Origin of the sequence: Streptomyces cellostaticus, from assembly GCF_023630175.1 — a bacterium.
Taxonomy (GTDB): Bacteria; Actinomycetota; Actinomycetes; order Streptomycetales; family Streptomycetaceae; genus Streptomyces; species Streptomyces cellostaticus_A.
Genome location: NZ_JALLIN010000021.1, coordinates 26,512 through 42,454, shown reverse-complemented (window position 1 = coordinate 42,454; position 15,943 = coordinate 26,512). Strand labels below are relative to the sequence as shown.

Below are 15,943 nucleotides of genomic sequence, written 5' to 3'. Positions count from 1 at the left end.
ATCATGGTCCCTTCGCAGCGGCGGACGTACGACAGCTTCTCCCTCTCATACTCCGCCCGTCCCGCCCGGGTTCCCGTCCGGCGCGCGCCTCATGCGGGACCGGTCAGTCCCAGGAGCCCCGCGCCGCCGGCAGCCGGGACACCTCCGCCAGGTCCCGGGCGCCCAGGCGCAGCGCGGCCGCCGCCGCGTTCTCCCCGGCCCAGCGTTCCCGCTTGGTCCCGGGCAGCGCGATCACCTGACGGCCCTGCGCCAGTACCCAGGCCAGCGCCACCTGTGCCGGGGTGACGTCCGGGCCGTGCCGCCGGGCGATGCGGCGCAGACCGGCGACGATCGGCTGGTTGGCGGCCATCATCTCGGCCGTGAAGCGGGGGTGCCGGGCGCGCACGTCGTCCGGTTCGAAGCCCTCGCCGGGTGTCAGCGTGCCGGTCAGGTAGCCGTTGCCCAGCGGCATCGCGGCCAGGAAGCCCACGCCCCGCGCCTCGCACCACGGCAGCAGCGTGTCCAGCGCCTCCGGCGACCAGACCGACAGCTCCGCCTGCACCGCGCTCACCGGGAAGACCTGTTGCACCCGGTGGAGCTGGCGCAGCGTGGCGTCGTAGCGCCTGCTGCCGGAGCGGCGGCCGGCGCGCGCGCCCACCGCGCACAGACCCAGCGCCCGCACCTTCCCGGCCCGCACCAGGTCGGCCATCGCGCCCCAGGTCTCCTCCACGGGGACCTCGGGATCGGCGCGGTGAAGCTGGTAGAGGTCGATCACATCCGTCTGCAGCCGCCTGAGCGACGCGTCGCAGGCTCGTCTCACGTAACCCGGCCGGCCGTTGGCGACGATGTGCTGCTCGCCCACGAGCAGCCCCGCCTTGGTCGACACGAAGGCGTCCCCGCGCCGCTCCCTGAGCACCCGGCCCAGCAGCAGCTCATTGGTGAACGGGCCGTACATGTCGGCCGTGTCCAGCAGGTTCGAGCCCACGTCCAGCGCCCGGTGCACGGTTCTGAGCGACTCGGCGCCCCGCTGCCGGGAGCCGGTGTACGCCCAGCTCATCGGCATGCACCCGAGTCCGACGGCCCCCACCGCGAGCGCACCCGCGCCGATCGTCCTGCGCTCCACCTGCTCGTGAACCTCCCTCGTCCGGTCCCCCAACCTAACCCCCCGCGTCCGTACGCCTGACATAGCCTCCTTGCCATGACACAGGACGTATGGCTTCCCATCGCGCCGGAGGAGATCGAGGGGCTTCCCCAGGGGCCCCGCTACCTGTTCTGGGACGGGGGCGGCGACGGCGAGCAGGAGTTCCCCGGCGACCCCGCCGACTGCGCCTTCTACGTCGTGCCGTACATGCGTGCGGACGCCGTCGGTCTGCGGCCGATGGCCCGCATGAGCACCGTGCGGGTGGTGCAGACGCTGTCGGCCGGCGTCGACCACCTGAACCCGGGCCTGGGACACCTGCCCCCGGGGGTCCGGCTGTGCAACGCTCGCGGGGTCCACGAGGCCAGCACCGCCGAACTCGCCCTCGCGCTCGTGCTGGCCTCCCTGCGGGGCATCCCCGACTTCGTGCGGGCCCAGGACCGGGGCGAGTGGCGAGGCGGCTTCCACCCGGCCCTCGCCGACAGGAACGCCCTCATCATCGGCTACGGCGCCATCGGTGCCGCCATCGAGGACCGGCTCGCGCCCTTTGAACTCGCGCGGGTGGCGCGCGTCGCGCGCTCGGAGCGCACCACGGCGCGCGGTCCCGTGCACGCGCTCACCCAATTGCCTTCACTGCTTCCGAAAGCCGATGTCGTGATCCTCTCCACGCCCTTGACGGAGGCGACCCGGGGTCTGGTGAACGCGGACTTCCTGAGTCTGATGAAGGACGGGGCGCTGCTCGTCAACGTCTCCCGCGGACCTGTCGTGGACACGAACGCGCTGCTCACCGAGGTGGAGAAGGGGCGCATCACCGCCGCGCTCGACGTCACCGACCCCGAGCCGCTGCCGCCGGGGCACCCCTTGTGGACGGCGCCCGGCGTGCTCATCAGCCCGCACGTCGGCGGGCCCACCTCGGCCTTCCTGCCGCGTGCGAAGCGGCTCCTGGTGGACCAGTTGCACCGGTTCGTGAACCACGAGCCCCTGCGGAACGTGATCCTGACTACGGGGGCCTGACCTGCCTCCGGCACCCTCCGCAATGCCCTGAGCGCGGAACGTGTTGACATTTTCACCGGTCGTCACTGAGCGTAGAGGGGCTATGTCCCTGAGTGACGATCCTGGTGTATCGTCCCGACAGGGGCTGCGCCGCTGACCGTTCGGCGCCGGGGATGGACTGATCGGACTTGTGAGGGGGGCGACGGGCGATGCACGGCCTATGGACGAACGATCCGACGCGACGGAGTCGCCGGCGGGGACCCTGGCGCACGACCGAGCGCAGACGCGGCCACCACACGAGCCATCACTGCCACCGCAAACCGGCCGGCCGCGGCCGGCACGCGGCGCACCGGGACACCGGGGAACCGGGAGCGGCCCGCTCCGGGAGCCCCCGGTGAACGCCCCGCCCGCCCTGACGGGCACCCTCGACGGCGCACCGCTCGCTCCGGCCGCGCCGCCGGCCCCGGCGCCCGCGCGGCCGCGGTCCGCCGCCGAGGGCCCGCGGCTGGTGCCGCAGCTCGTCCTCGCCCTGGTCTGCGGGGCCTATGCGATCGCCTCCATGTTCGACTGGGGCTCGGAGCGGGTCGCGCTGGTCATGGGCGACTTCGGGCTGAGCGCCGCGGCAGGCGCCGCCGCCGTCTCCTGCTTCCGCTACGCCCGGGGACCCCGGATCCGCTTCCGGCCGGCCTGGCTGCTCTTCGCGCTCTCCTCCGCGATGGCGTCCCTCGGCAACGCGGTCTGGGGGTGGTACGAGGTGGTCCTCGACCGGCCCGTGCCCAGCCCCAGCTACGCCGACCTGTTCTTCCTGTGCTTCGCGCCGCCCGCCATCGTGGGCCTGCTGGTCCTCGCCCAGCGGCCGGCGAACCGGGCGGGCTGGATCTGCCTGGCACTGGACGCCTGGCTGATCGGCGGCTCGCTGCTCACCCTGTCCTGGAGCCTGGCACTGGCCCAGGCCGCCCGGTTCGACGGGTCGAGCGTGGCGCACACCGCGCTGTCGCTGGCGTACCCGCTGCTGGACATCGCGCTCGTGAGCATGGTCCTCGCGCTGCACTTCCGCCGCGCCCCGGGCAACCGCACGGCGATCAACACCGCCATCGGCGCGCTCGCCCTGACGGTGATGTGCGACGCGCTGTTCACCTCACCGCTGCTGCACAGCAGTTACCACTCCGGGCATCTGCTGGACGCGGGCTGGTTCGCCGGCTCGCTGCTGCTCGCCTACGCCCCCTGGGCCGTGTCCCGCCGCACCGGGCCGGCGGACGGCGGGCGGCGCGCGCCCGACGGGCACTCGCGCGTGGTCCACGAGCACGTGCCGGGACAGCGGGGCCCGGGCCAGCCGCATGTGCCGCCGCCCGCGCCGGGCGGCGGCGACCACCCGCGGTACCTGCCCGGCCGGCCGATCACCGGCTCGCTCGCGGCGCTCACGCCGTACCTGGCCGCCGCCGTGTGCACCCTGGGCATCCTCTACAACGTGCTCGACGGCCGCCGCCCCGACCACGTGGTACTGATCACCGCCGGCGCCGTCGTGCTGGCGCTCGTCATGCGGCAGGGCATCATGCTGCTGGACAACATCACCCTCACCCAGGAACTGGCGCAGAAGGAGAACCACTTCCGCTCACTGGTGCAGGGCTCCAGCGACGTCATCATGATCGCCGCCCCCAACGGCATCCTGCGCTACGTCTCCCCGGCCGCCGCCGGGGTCTACGGGCGGCCCGCCGAGGAACTGGTGGGCACCGAACTGGCCGCTCTGATCCACGCGGAGGACCTGGGCTGCGTGGTGCACGAGGTGCGCCGCTTCCTCGCCGCCAGCCCGCTCGACGAACCCACCACCCGCATCGAGTGCCGGTTCCGGTCGGGCGACGGAGGCTGGCTCAACGTCGAGTCCACCGTCAACCGCCACCACGGCGGCCTGATCTTCAACAGCCGGGACGTGACCGAAAGAGTGCGGCTCCAGGCCCAGTTGCAGCACAACGCCGAGCACGACCCGCTCACCGACCTGCCCAACCGCGCGCTGTTCACCCGGCGCGTCCAGCAGGCCCTGTCCGGGCGCCGTGCCACCGACCGGGGCGCCGCCCTGCGCGGCACGGCCGTGCTCTTCATCGACCTGGACGGCTTCAAGGCGGTCAACGACACGATCGGGCACCAGGCCGGGGACGAGCTCCTCGTCCAGGCCGCCCGCAGGCTCCAGGACGCGGTCCGGCAGGGGGACACCGCGTCCCGGCTGGGCGGCGACGAGTTCGCGGCCCTGATCGCCGGGGACGGCACCCGCGACCGGGCCGCCCGCGAGCGGAACATCCTGGAGCTCGCCGACCGCCTGCGGGCCACGCTCTCCCAGCCCTACGCCATCGACGGCAACGATGTCCGGGTCAACGCCTCCATCGGTGTCGCCTTCGCCGAGCCGGGCCTGGGCGCGGGGGAGTTGCTGCGCAACGCCGACCTCGCGATGTACCGGGCGAAATCGGCCGGAAAGGGCCGGGTCGAGCTGTACCGGCCGCAGATGCAGCAGGACGTCGTGCGCAAGGCGGAGCTGGCCACCCGGCTGCGCGCGGCCCTGCACGACGGCGAGTTCGCGCTGCTGCACCAGCCGGTGGTGAGCCTCGGCAACGGCCGGATCACAGCGGTCTCCGCGCAGGCGCGCTGGCGCTCCTCCCAGGGGGTGCTGTTCACCCCGGCCGAGTTCCTGAGGGTGGCAGAGGACGGCGACAAGACCGCGGAGCTGGACCGCTGGATCCTGCGGGAGGCGGTGGACCAGGCCGCGGAGCGCGCCGTCGCCGGGCACGTCGTGCCGGTCGCCGTGCGGCTGAGCGCCCGGCGCCTGCTGGACCGCTCGATGCCCCTCGGTACCGTGGAGGGGCTGCTGAACCGGCACGGGCTGCCGCCCGGCGCACTGGTGCTGGAGCTGTCCGACGCCGACCACCGGGTCTCGCTCGAGGAGCTGGAGCGGCGGCTGACCGCGCTCAGCCGGCTCGGCGTGCGGATCGCGCTCGACGGCTTCGGCAGCGGTCACGCGGCCATCACGGCCCTGAGGCGGCTGCCCGTGGATATCCTCAAGCTGGACCGCGGTCTGGTCGAGGGAGTCGTGGAGTCGCCCCGGCTGCACAAGATCACCAGTGGGTTGCTCCGTATCGCCGGCGACCTCGGGCTCCAGTCCGTGGCCGAGGGCGTGGATCTGCCGGAGCAGGTGACCGTGCTGCGCGCGATGGGATGCACCCACGGCCAGGGCAGCGCGTTCGCGGGCCCGCTGGAGGAGCACCGGCTGCGCCGGGCGCTCGGATCCGGCCACTATCCGGTGCCGCACGCACCCGCCGAACCGGCGTTCGCAGGTGGGGCCGCCGAGGTGTACACCGGAGGTGTGTCCGCCGTCATCGGAGGTGGCAGTGCACTTCTCTCACATAATGAGACGCCCGTCCCACCCACTTGACACGTGGTGCGCGCCGGGGGGAGGGTCAGTGCCATGCGCACCCGAATTCTCGTACTTGGACAGCGCGTCGGCTGAGCTGGGACCCACCGGAGGACGATCCGGAATCCCCAGCGACCTCCCCGGCGCGCTCCCCTCGCTTGCCTTTCGGCACGAGGGGTTTTTTGTTGCACGAGCGCCTTTCGTGCAGCGCTTCGAATCCGCCCAAACCTCGCATAAACCTCAGCATCGAGAAGAGAATGCCGATGACCGAGCAGGCCACCGGGGCCCATCCGCAGCCCCGGCCCCGATCCGGAGGACATCAGTCCGCCCCCGTCGAGCACGTCACGGGTGCGCAGTCCCTCATCCGCTCCCTCGAGGAGGTCGGCGCGGACACGGTATTCGGCATTCCCGGTGGGGCGATCCTGCCCGCGTACGACCCGCTGATGGACTCCAGCCGGGTCCGTCACGTCCTGGTCCGGCACGAGCAGGGCGCCGGCCACGCCGCCACCGGCTACGCGCAGGCCACCGGCCGGGTCGGCGTCTGCATGGCGACGTCGGGTCCGGGCGCGACCAACCTGGTCACCCCGATCGCCGACGCGCACATGGACTCGGTGCCGCTCGTGGCGATCACCGGGCAGGTCGCGTCCAAGGCGATCGGTACGGACGCCTTCCAGGAGGCGGACATCGTCGGCATCACGATGCCGATCACCAAGCACAACTTCCTGGTCACCAAGGCGGAGGACATCCCGCGGACCATCGCGGAGGCCTTCCACATCGCCTCCACCGGCCGTCCCGGCCCGGTCCTGGTGGACATCGCCAAGGACGCCCTCCAGGCGAGGACCACCTTCTCCTGGCCGCCGGCCACGGACCTGCCCGGCTACCGCCCGGTGACCAAGCCGCACGCCAAGCAGATCCGTGAGGCCGCCAAGCTGATCACCACGGCGAAGCGCCCCGTCCTCTACGTCGGCGGCGGCGTCCTCAAGGCGAAGGCCACCGCCGAGCTGAAGGTCCTCGCCGAACTCACCGGAGCGCCCGTCACCACCACCCTGATGGCGCTCGGCGCGTTCCCCGACAGCCACCCGCTGCACGTGGGAATGCCGGGCATGCACGGTGCGGTCACCGCCGTCACCGCGCTGCAGAAGGCCGACCTGATCGTCGCCCTCGGAGCCCGCTTCGACGACCGCGTCACCGGCAAGCTGGACAGCTTCGCCCCGTACGCGAGGATCGTCCACGCCGACATCGACCCCGCCGAGATCGGCAAGAACCGCGCCGCCGACGTGCCGATCGTCGGAGACGCCCGCGAGGTCATCGCCGACCTGGTCCAGGCGGTGCAGAAGGAGCACAGCGAGGGTCACCAGGGCGACTACACCGCCTGGTGGAGCGACCTGAGCCGCTGGCGCGAGACCTACCCGCTCGGCTACGACCAGCCCGAGGACGGCTCGCTGTCGCCGCAGGCCGTCATCGAGCGCGTCGGGCAACTCGCGCCCGAGGGCACCATCTTCGCGGCGGGTGTCGGCCAGCACCAGATGTGGTCCGCGCACTTCATCCAGTACGAGCGGCCCGCCACCTGGCTGAACTCCGGCGGCGCCGGAACCATGGGCTACGCGGTCCCGGCCGCGATGGGCGCCAAGGCCGGGCAGCCCGACCGCACGGTGTGGGCCATCGACGGCGACGGCTGCTTCCAGATGACCAACCAGGAGCTGACCACCTGCGCCCTGAACAACATCCCGATCAAGGTCGCCGTCATCAACAACGGCGCCCTCGGGATGGTCCGCCAGTGGCAGACCCTGTTCTACAACCAGCGGTACTCCAACACGGTCCTGCACTCCGGTCCCGAGGACGTCAACCCGGAGGCCAGGGGTACCCGCGTCCCCGACTTCGTGAAGCTGTCGGAGGCGATGGGCTGCCACGCCATCCGCTGCGAGCGCCCGGAGGACCTGGACAGGGTCATCGAGGAGGCGAACTCCGTCAACGACCGCCCGGTCGTCGTCGACTTCATCGTCCACGAGGACGCGATGGTGTGGCCGATGGTCGCCGCCGGCACCTCCAACGACGAGATCATGGCCGCCCGGGACGTCCGCCCCGACTTCGGCGACAGCGAAGACGACTGAGCCGGAAGAGCGAAGAGGAAGACCAGACATGTCCAAGCACACGCTCTCCGTCCTGGTGGAGAACACGCCCGGCATCCTCGCCCGGATCGCCGCCCTCTTCTCCCGTCGCGGCTTCAACATCGACTCGCTCGCCGTGGGGGTCACCGAGCACCCCGACATCTCCCGGATCACCATCGTGGTCAGCGTCGAGGAGTTCCCGCTGGAGCAGGTCACCAAGCAGCTCAACAAGCTCGTCAACGTGCTGAAGATCGTGGAGCTGGAGCCCGGCCAGGCCGTTCAGCGCGAACTCGTCCTGGTGAAGGTCCGCGCCGACAACGAGACCCGCTCCCAGATCGTGGAGATCGTCCAGCTCTTCCGCGCCAAGACCGTGGACGTCTCCCCGGAGGCCGTGACCATCGAGGCCACCGGGTCCAGCGACAAGCTGTCCGCCATGCTCAAGATGCTGGAGCCGTTCGGCATCAAGGAACTGGTCCAGTCCGGCACGATCGCGATCGGCCGTGGCGCCCGTTCGATCACGGACCGGTCGCTTCGCGCTCTGGACCGATCCGCGTAAGGCTGGGTACGGGCGGCCGGCGCGCACCGTCCGCCCGTATGCCGAGACCCCGAGACTTCCTTCCCCCTCACCGGCATACGGTGGGAGCAGAAACTGCACACCAAGGAGAGAACCCAAAGTGGCCGAGCTGTTCTACGACGCTGACGCCGACCTGTCCATCATCCAGGGCCGCAAGGTCGCGGTCATCGGCTACGGCAGCCAGGGCCACGCCCACGCGCTGTCGCTGCGTGACTCCGGTGTCGACGTCCGTGTCGGTCTGCACGAGGGCTCCAAGTCCAAGGCCAAGGCCGAGGAGCAGGGCCTGCGCGTGGTGACCCCGGCCGAGGCCGCCGCCGAGGCCGACGTGATCATGATCCTCGTCCCGGACCCGATCCAGGCCCAGGTCTACGAGGAGGCCATCGCCCCGAACCTGAAGGACGGCGACGCGCTGTTCTTCGGCCACGGCTTCAACATCCGCTTCGGCTTCATCAAGCCCCCGGCCGGCGTGGACGTCTGCATGGTCGCCCCGAAGGGCCCGGGCCACCTGGTCCGCCGCCAGTACGAGGAGGGCCGCGGCGTTCCGTGCATCGCCGCCGTCGAGCAGGACGCGTCCGGCGACGCCTTCGCGCTGGCCCTGTCCTACGCCAAGGGCATCGGCGGCACCCGGGCCGGCGTCATCAAGACGACCTTCACCGAGGAGACCGAGACCGACCTGTTCGGCGAGCAGGCCGTCCTGTGCGGTGGCACCGCCGCGCTGGTGAAGGCCGGCTTCGAGACCCTCACGGAGGCGGGCTACCAGCCGGAGATCGCCTACTTCGAGTGCCTGCACGAGCTGAAGCTGATCGTGGACCTCATGTACGAGGGCGGCCTGGAGAAGATGCGCTGGTCCATCTCCGAGACCGCCGAGTGGGGCGACTACGTCACCGGCCCGCGCATCATCACCGACGCCACCAAGGCCGAGATGAAGCAGGTCCTCGCCGAGATCCAGGACGGCTCCTTCGCCCAGAACTGGATGGACGAGTACCACGGCGGTCTGAAGAAGTACGACGAGTACAAGAAGCAGGACTCCGAGCACCTGCTGGAGACCACCGGCAAGCAGCTCCGCAAGCTGATGAGCTGGGTGAACGAGGAGGCGTAAGCCCCGCGTCAGGGGGTCGGGGCAGACTGCTCCGGCCCCCTTTGTCCACCCCGTCCAGCCACGGACGGGTGATCCTTCCGCAGAGGCGCAAGACGGCCCCCTGCACGCCACTAGACTGCTGCACAACATACGCGTCAGGCCCACAGCGTCGTGCGTCTTCCGCGGCTAAGCGACACCGAGGAATCGCGGGCACGCCCCCGCGCCGCCCGGCACGCACTCTCGCCGCACCGGACGAAGGCACCAGTAGCTCCGCTACGAGAGCCTCCGTCGGGTCCACCGAGAGCACGCACCGAACGACGCGGGAACGCCCCGCACCTCCCCGGTGCCACTCCCCTCCACCGCCAGCGGCCGTCGGGACGGCCGTCCGCACTGGACTTGTGAGGACTCACGTGAGCTCGAAACCCGTCGTACTCATCGCTGAAGAGCTGTCGCCCGCCACCGTCGACGCACTTGGCCCGGACTTCGAGATCCGGCACTGCAACGGCGCGGACCGCGCCGAGCTGATCCCCGCCATCGCCGATGTCGACGCGATCCTGATCCGGTCCGCCACCAAGATCGACGCGGCGGCCGTCGCCGCCGCGAAGCAGCTCAAGGTCGTGGCGCGAGCCGGTGTCGGCCTCGACAACGTCGACGTCTCCGCCTCCACCAAGGCCGGCGTGATGGTCGTCAACGCCCCGACCTCCAATATCGTGACGGCCGCCGAGCTGGCCTGCGGCCTGCTCCTCGCCACCGCCCGCAACATCCCGCAGGCCAACGCCGCGCTGAAGAACGGCGAGTGGAAGCGCAGCAAGTACACCGGCGTCGAACTGGCCGAGAAGACCCTCGGCGTCGTGGGCCTGGGCCGCATCGGCGCCCTCGTCGCCCAGCGCATGTCCGCCTTCGGCATGCGGGTCGTCGCCTACGACCCGTACGTGCAGCCCGCGCGGGCCGCGCAGATGGGCGTCAAGGTGCTCTCCCTCGACGAGCTGCTCGAGGTCTCCGACTTCATCACCGTCCACCTGCCGAAGACCCCGGAGACCCTGGGCCTGATCGGCGACGAGGCGCTGCGCAAGGTCAAGCCCGGCGTGCGCATCGTCAACGCGGCCCGCGGCGGCATCGTCGACGAGGCGGCGCTGTACGCGGCGCTGAAGGAGGGCCGGGTGGCCGGCGCCGGCCTCGACGTGTACGCGAAGGAGCCCTGCACGGACTCCCCGCTGTTCGAGCTGGACCAGGTCGTCTGCACCCCGCACCTCGGCGCGTCCACGGACGAGGCCCAGGAGAAGGCCGGCATCGCCGTCGCCAGGTCGGTGCGCCTGGCGCTCGCCGGCGAGCTGGTGCCGGACGCGGTGAACGTCCAGGGCGGTGTCATCGCCGAGGACGTCAAGCCGGGTCTGCCGCTCGCCGAGCGCCTCGGCCGCATCTTCACCGCCCTCGCGGGCGAGGTCGCGGTCCGCCTCGACGTCGAGGTCTACGGCGAGATCACCCAGCACGACGTGAAGGTGCTCGAGCTGTCCGCGCTCAAGGGCGTCTTCGAGGACGTCGTCGACGAGACGGTGTCGTACGTCAACGCCCCGCTCTTCGCGCAGGAGCGCGGTGTCGAGGTGCGCCTGACGACCAGCTCCGAGTCCGCCGAGCACCGCAACGTGGTCACCGTGCGCGGCACCCTGGCGGGCGGCGAGGAGGTGTCGGTCTCCGGCACCCTGGCCGGCCCGAAGCACCTGCAGAAGATCGTCGCCGTCGGCGACTACGACGTCGACCTCGCCCTCGCCGACCACATGGTCGTCCTGCGCTACGAGGACCGTCCGGGTGTCGTCGGCACCGTGGGCCGCATCCTCGGCGAGGCCGGCCTCAACATCGCCGGCATGCAGGTCGCCCGCGCGGCCGCGGGCGGCGAGGCACTGGCCGTCCTGACCGTCGACGACACGGTGGCCGCCGGGGTACTGGCCGAGGTCGCGGACGAGATCGGTGCCACCTCCGCCCGCTCGGTGAACCTGGTCTGACCGGACCGGCGACCGGGAAGCGCCGGAGGGGTCACGGACCCGTCCGGCGCTTCTTCGTGTCCGGTCGCGGCTCAGGCCGCGGTCTCCATCTCGGCCGCGGCCGCCGTCCCGCGCCGCGTCCCGGCGCCGCGCAGCGTCACCGCCGCCGCGACGGCCGCGACAGCCAGCACCGCCGCCCCCGCGATCGCCGCCCCGTGCATCCCGGTGGTGAACGCCTCCCGGGCCGCGGCCGCCAGGGCGTCACCCGTGCGCCCCGGCAGCCGTCCCGCGACCGCGAGCGCGCCGCCCAGGGTCTCGTGCGCCTCGGCCGGCGCCGAGGCGGGCATCTCGTGGCGGTAGAGCGCCGTGCCGACGGAGCCGAGGACCGCCATGCCCAGCGCGCCGCCGAACTCCTGGCCGGTCTCCAGCAGTGAGGAGGCCGCGCCGGCCCGCTCCACCGGGGCCGTGCCCAGGGCCAGGTCCGTCATCTGGGACATCACCATGACGATGCCGGACGCCAGCACGCCGCAGGCGGCGAGGACGAGCCGGAGCGAGTCCGTGCCGGTCAGGGCCAGCATCCCGTAGCCGGCCGCCGCCACGGCGAAGCCGGCGGCGACCACATGGGCGCGATCGACGCCCCGCTGGACCAGGGCGGTCGCGGCCGGGGCCGCGACGCCGATCGGCACCGAGGGCAGCAGCGCCCACAGGGCCGCCTCCAGTGCGCTCCTGTCCAGCACCGACTGCAGGTACTGCGTGGTGAAGAAGGCCGAGCCCATCATCGCCAGCGCCGCGACGAGGTTCAGGACGACGGCGGGGGCGAAGCCGCGGCCGCGGAAGAGGGCAGGCGGGATCATCGGGGAGGCCGCGGTGCGCTGCCGGTGGACGAACAGCGCCGCGAAGAGCAGGCCCACGATGATCGGGACGACGTACCTCGGGTGCCAGCCCTCGGACGGGATCTCCTTGAGGCCGTAGACCACGGGGAGGACCGCGGCCATCGACAGCGGCACGCTCAGCAGGTCGAAGCGGCCGGGCTCCGGGTTCCTCGACTCGGGCAGCAGCACCGGGCCGAGGAGCAGCAGCAGCGCCATCGCGGGCAGGTTGACCAGGAAGACCGAGCCCCACCAGAAGTACTGGACGAGTACACCGCTGAGCACCGAGCCGAGCGCGATGCCGCCGGTCATGACGCCCGACCAGACGCCGATCGCCCGCGCCCGCTCCGCGGGGTCGGTGAACATCGTGCGGACCAGCGCCATGGTCGACGGCATCAGGGTCGCGCCGCCGACGCCGAGCGCGGCGCGGGCCGCGATGAGGGTCCCGGCGCTGTCGGCGTAGGCCGCCACCAGGGACGCGGCACCGAAGGCGGCGGCGCCGACCAGCAGCAGCCGGCGCCGGCCGATGCGGTCGCCCAGGGAGCCCATCGTCATCAGCAGGCCGGCCAGGACGAAGGCGTAGACGTCGAAGATCCAGAGCTGCTGGGTGCCGGTCGGCTCCAGGTCCGCGCTGATCGCCGGGATGGCGAAGTACAGCACCGAGACGTCCATCGAGACCAGCAGCAGCGGAAGCATCAGCACGCAGAGCGCGGTCCATTCGCGGCGGCCGGCGCGGCCGCCGGCGCAGTCGTTGCGCGTCGGGTTCGTCATGACGGCGACTGTACGGACGTCATAAACGCTTGTCTAGGACAACTGTATAAGTCATGCGTCTAGGACGCTCGTATGGATCCGGCGCTAGGCTGGCCCGCATGGGACACCGTGAGGATCTGCTGGAAGGCGCCAAGCGCTGCCTGCTGGAGAAGGGCTTCGCGCGCACCACGGCGCGCGACATCGTCAAGGCCTCGGGGACCAACCTGGCCTCGATCGGCTACCACTACGGATCGAAGGACGCCCTGCTGGCCAAGGCGTACGTGGCGCTGCTGGAGGGCCTGTCCGACGCGTTCGACGGAGGGGGTGCGGTGGAACCGGAGGGCGCGCCCGGCTCCCTGGAGCGCTTCCGGTGGGTGTGGTCGAACATCGTCGACACCATGCGCGACCCCGGCTCGCTGTGGCGTCTGAGCATGGAGATCGTGGTCATGGGCGACCAGCTTCCCGAGGTCCGCGACCATCTGGCGCTCGCCCAGCGGGAGGCCGGCCGGGGCCTGGTCCCGATGCTCATGGGCGGCCGGGAGGAGGACGTCACGGACGAGACCGCGGACACCCTCGGCAGGTTCTACCTGACCCTCATGACCGGTCTCATCGCCCAGTGGACCTTCGATCCGAAGACCGCCCCCGACGGGGACGCGCTGGCCGAGGGGCTGCGCCTGGTCGTCGAGGCGGCGGGCGGCTGAGCCCCCGGCCCGGCCGCACGGCCGGGCCGCGCGGGTCGGCCGGTCAGCCCAGTCGCGCCCGCTTCAGCGCCATGTGCAGCAGCAGCCGGTCCTCGCCGTCGTCCAGGTCGAGGCCGGTCAGCCGCTCGACGCGGGAGAGGCGGTAGTAGAGGGTCTGCCGGTGGACGCCCAGCTCGGCCGCCGTGCGGCCGGCCTGTCCCGCGCAGTCGAGGTAGACCTCGGCGGTGCGGGCCAGCTCCCGGTGGGCCGGGGCCAGCAGCGGCCCGACCGCGGGGTCGTGGGTGATCCGCGGCGGCAGCGCGGTCAGCAGCCGGTAGGGCCCGACGCGCCCCCACTCGGCGACCGGCCCGAAGCGCGGCTCGGCCAGTGCCGCGCGTGCCGCCGCGGCCGCCTCCTGCCACACCTCACCCAGCTCGGCGAGCCCGGTACGGGGTTCACCGACCCCGGCGGCGGCCGCCTCCCCGGGCGGGCGCGCGCCGGGTGTCCCCGTCGACTCCTTCAGTACCCGTGACGCCGCGGTCAGGGCCGGTGCCGCCACGTCCGCCGAGCGGAGCCGCACCAGCACCGCCAGGCTCTGCTCGGTGGCTCCCCACGGGACCGTGCACAACGCCGTGGCGTGCGGGACGGTGCGGACGGACGGCGCGTCGTCCGGGTCGGCCGACGGCCAGGGGGCGACGCAGACCAGTGTGTGCGGGCCGTCCGCGCGCGTTCCGAGGGCGGTGCGCAGTTCGGCCACCGCCATGTCCTGCTGCCAGCCGCGTTCCGCGGTCAGCGCGGCCCGCAGCTCCCGGCCCAGTCCCGCCCCGGCCCGCTGCTCGTCCGCGAGCAGCGCGCCGATCCGGCCCGTCACCTGCATGGCGGCGCCCAGTTGCGCCTCCGTCGGGCCCGGGTCGTCGTCCAGCAGCCAGACGTAGCCGAGAACCACGCCCCGGTGGCGCACCGGCAGGCAGATGCGTCCCCGGTAGACGCCGGCCTCCGGGGTCGGCGGGATCCGCACCGGTCCGGTCGCGCGGGTGATGCCGAAGCCCTCGAACCACTCCCGCACCGTCGCGGTGGAGCGACGGGTCAGGATCGAGCGGGTGCGCACCGGGTCCAGGGCCGACGGGTCCAGGTCGCCCTCGCTGTCGTACGCCCCGAAGGCGATCAGCTCGAAGTCCCGGTTTTCCAGGGTCGCCGGGACGCCCAGCAGCTCCGAGACCTCGTCCACCAGCTCCTGGTAGTCAGCCTTGTACTCCGACGTCACCCCCGTATTCTCCCGCATTTCCGCGCTCCTTCATACATCTGTCTGAGATCGCGGTCGCGGATGCGTGACAGCTGTCGATGGCAGAGGATCGGAGAAATCCATAGTTTTCACGGTGGTTCTCCGTGCCGTACCCGAACGTCGGGCCGGCCCGACTTCGGTGCTTTTGTAGTGGAGGTGCCCCGTGCTGGGTCCCGTGATTCTCGCCGCGTCGCGCAGCGACCGGATGCGACGCCTGATCTCGGCGGCCCCGGTGACCAGACAGGTCGTGGACCGCTTCATCCCCGGTGAGACCGTGACCGACGTCGTCCCGATCATCGCGGACCTGACGTCCAGGGGCCTGGAGCTGACGATGGACGTCGTCGGCGAGGACATCACCACCCCCGAGCAGGCCTCCGCCGCCCGGGACGCCTACCTCGAACTGATCGGCCGGCTCGAGGAGCTGGAGCTGGGCGAGAAGGTCGAGATGTCCGTCAAGCTCTCGATGTTCGGCCAGGCGCTGGACGGCGGCCACGAACTGGCCCTCGCCAACGTCCGCCCGGTCGTCGAGGCCGCCGCCGCCATCGGCACCACGGTCACGCTCGACGCCGAGGACCACACCACGCTGGACTCGATGTTCGCCATCCACGAGGAACTGCGCAAGGACTTCCCGCAGACCGGCTGCGTCATCCAGGCCTACCTGTTCCGCACGGAGGCCGACGCCCGCCGCCTCGCGGCGGCCGGCAGCCGGGTGCGCCTGGTGAAGGGCGCCTACAAGGAGCCCGCCGAGGTCGCGTACCAGCAGAAGCACGAGATCGACAAGGCGTACGTCCGCGTCCTGAGGACGCTGATGGAGGGCGAGGGGTACCCGATGATCGGGTCCCACGACCCGCGCCTGATCTCCATAGCCCAGGAGCTGGCCCACCAGGCCGGCCGCAAGCTGGACGAGTACGAGTTCCAGATGCTGTACGGCATCCGCGGCGACGAGCACCTGCGGCTGGCCGCCGAGGGCCACCGCATGCGCGTCTACACCGCCTACGGCACCGACTGGTACGGCTACTTCATGCGCCGTCTCGCGGAGAAGCCGGCGAACCTGCGCTTCTTCCTGCGCAGCATGGTCAGCAAGGGCTGAGCCCGAACACCCGCTCACGTACAAGG

Annotated in this window: 11 protein-coding genes; 8 read left to right on the top strand and 3 right to left on the bottom strand. The window is 71.9% G+C overall.

The window, feature by feature from the left end; translation table 11 throughout:
* Positions 1–103 precede the first annotated feature (103 nt).
* On the bottom strand, positions 104–1,102 hold the full coding sequence (locus tag MXD57_RS15365; RefSeq protein ID WP_250401988.1) for an aldo/keto reductase: 999 nt from the start codon (positions 1,100–1,102) through the stop codon (positions 104–106).
* A gap of 75 nt (positions 1,103–1,177) precedes the next feature.
* Here MXD57_RS15365 and MXD57_RS15360 point away from each other — a divergent pair, with 75 nt between their 5' ends.
* The 6 genes from MXD57_RS15360 to serA all read left to right on the top strand — a co-directional run bounded on the left by MXD57_RS15360 (position 1,178) and on the right by serA (position 11,267).
* A complete protein-coding gene (locus MXD57_RS15360) occupies positions 1,178–2,131 on the top strand; it encodes a 2-hydroxyacid dehydrogenase (protein WP_250401987.1) in 954 nt (317 codons plus the stop codon).
* A gap of 373 nt (positions 2,132–2,504) precedes the next feature.
* Positions 2,505–5,528: a putative bifunctional diguanylate cyclase/phosphodiesterase gene (locus MXD57_RS15355; protein WP_250401986.1), complete on the top strand. Its 3,024-nt coding sequence runs from the start codon at positions 2,505–2,507 to the stop codon at positions 5,526–5,528.
* Positions 5,529–5,770: 242 nt separating this feature from the next.
* Positions 5,771–7,618, top strand: coding sequence for an acetolactate synthase large subunit (locus tag MXD57_RS15350; protein ID WP_250401985.1), 1,848 nt, complete (start codon positions 5,771–5,773; stop codon positions 7,616–7,618).
* Positions 7,619–7,646: 28 nt separating this feature from the next.
* Positions 7,647–8,171 (top strand): acetolactate synthase small subunit, encoded by a 525-nt coding sequence (gene ilvN, locus MXD57_RS15345; RefSeq protein WP_030216544.1) that lies wholly within the window; start codon positions 7,647–7,649, stop codon positions 8,169–8,171.
* Between the two features lie 118 nt (positions 8,172–8,289).
* Positions 8,290–9,288 carry a ketol-acid reductoisomerase gene (ilvC, locus tag MXD57_RS15340; RefSeq protein ID WP_250401984.1) on the top strand — a complete coding sequence of 333 codons (999 nt, stop codon included), beginning with the start codon at positions 8,290–8,292 and terminating at the stop codon, positions 9,286–9,288.
* 389 nt (positions 9,289–9,677) lie between these two features.
* Positions 9,678–11,267 (top strand): phosphoglycerate dehydrogenase, encoded by a 1,590-nt coding sequence (gene serA / locus MXD57_RS15335; protein ID WP_250401983.1) that lies wholly within the window; start codon positions 9,678–9,680, stop codon positions 11,265–11,267.
* 71 nt (positions 11,268–11,338) lie between these two features.
* Here the strand turns inward: serA and MXD57_RS15330 are convergent, their stop codons facing one another.
* A complete protein-coding gene (locus MXD57_RS15330; RefSeq protein WP_250401982.1) occupies positions 11,339–12,886 on the bottom strand; it encodes an MFS transporter in 1,548 nt (515 codons plus the stop codon).
* A gap of 98 nt (positions 12,887–12,984) precedes the next feature.
* Here MXD57_RS15330 and MXD57_RS15325 point away from each other — a divergent pair, with 98 nt between their 5' ends.
* The gene (locus MXD57_RS15325; RefSeq protein ID WP_250401981.1) at positions 12,985–13,566 is read left to right on the top strand and encodes a TetR/AcrR family transcriptional regulator; all 582 of its coding nucleotides are present in this window, start codon (positions 12,985–12,987) and stop codon (positions 13,564–13,566) included.
* A 43-nt stretch (positions 13,567–13,609) separates the two neighbouring features.
* Here the strand turns inward: MXD57_RS15325 and MXD57_RS15320 are convergent, their stop codons facing one another.
* A complete protein-coding gene (locus MXD57_RS15320; RefSeq protein WP_250401980.1) occupies positions 13,610–14,827 on the bottom strand; it encodes a PucR family transcriptional regulator in 1,218 nt (405 codons plus the stop codon).
* Between the two features lie 163 nt (positions 14,828–14,990).
* Between MXD57_RS15320 and MXD57_RS15315 the strand changes: the two genes are divergently transcribed.
* Positions 14,991–15,917 carry a proline dehydrogenase family protein gene (locus MXD57_RS15315; RefSeq protein ID WP_250401979.1) on the top strand — a complete coding sequence of 309 codons (927 nt, stop codon included), beginning with the start codon at positions 14,991–14,993 and terminating at the stop codon, positions 15,915–15,917.
* Positions 15,918–15,943 lie beyond the last annotated feature (26 nt).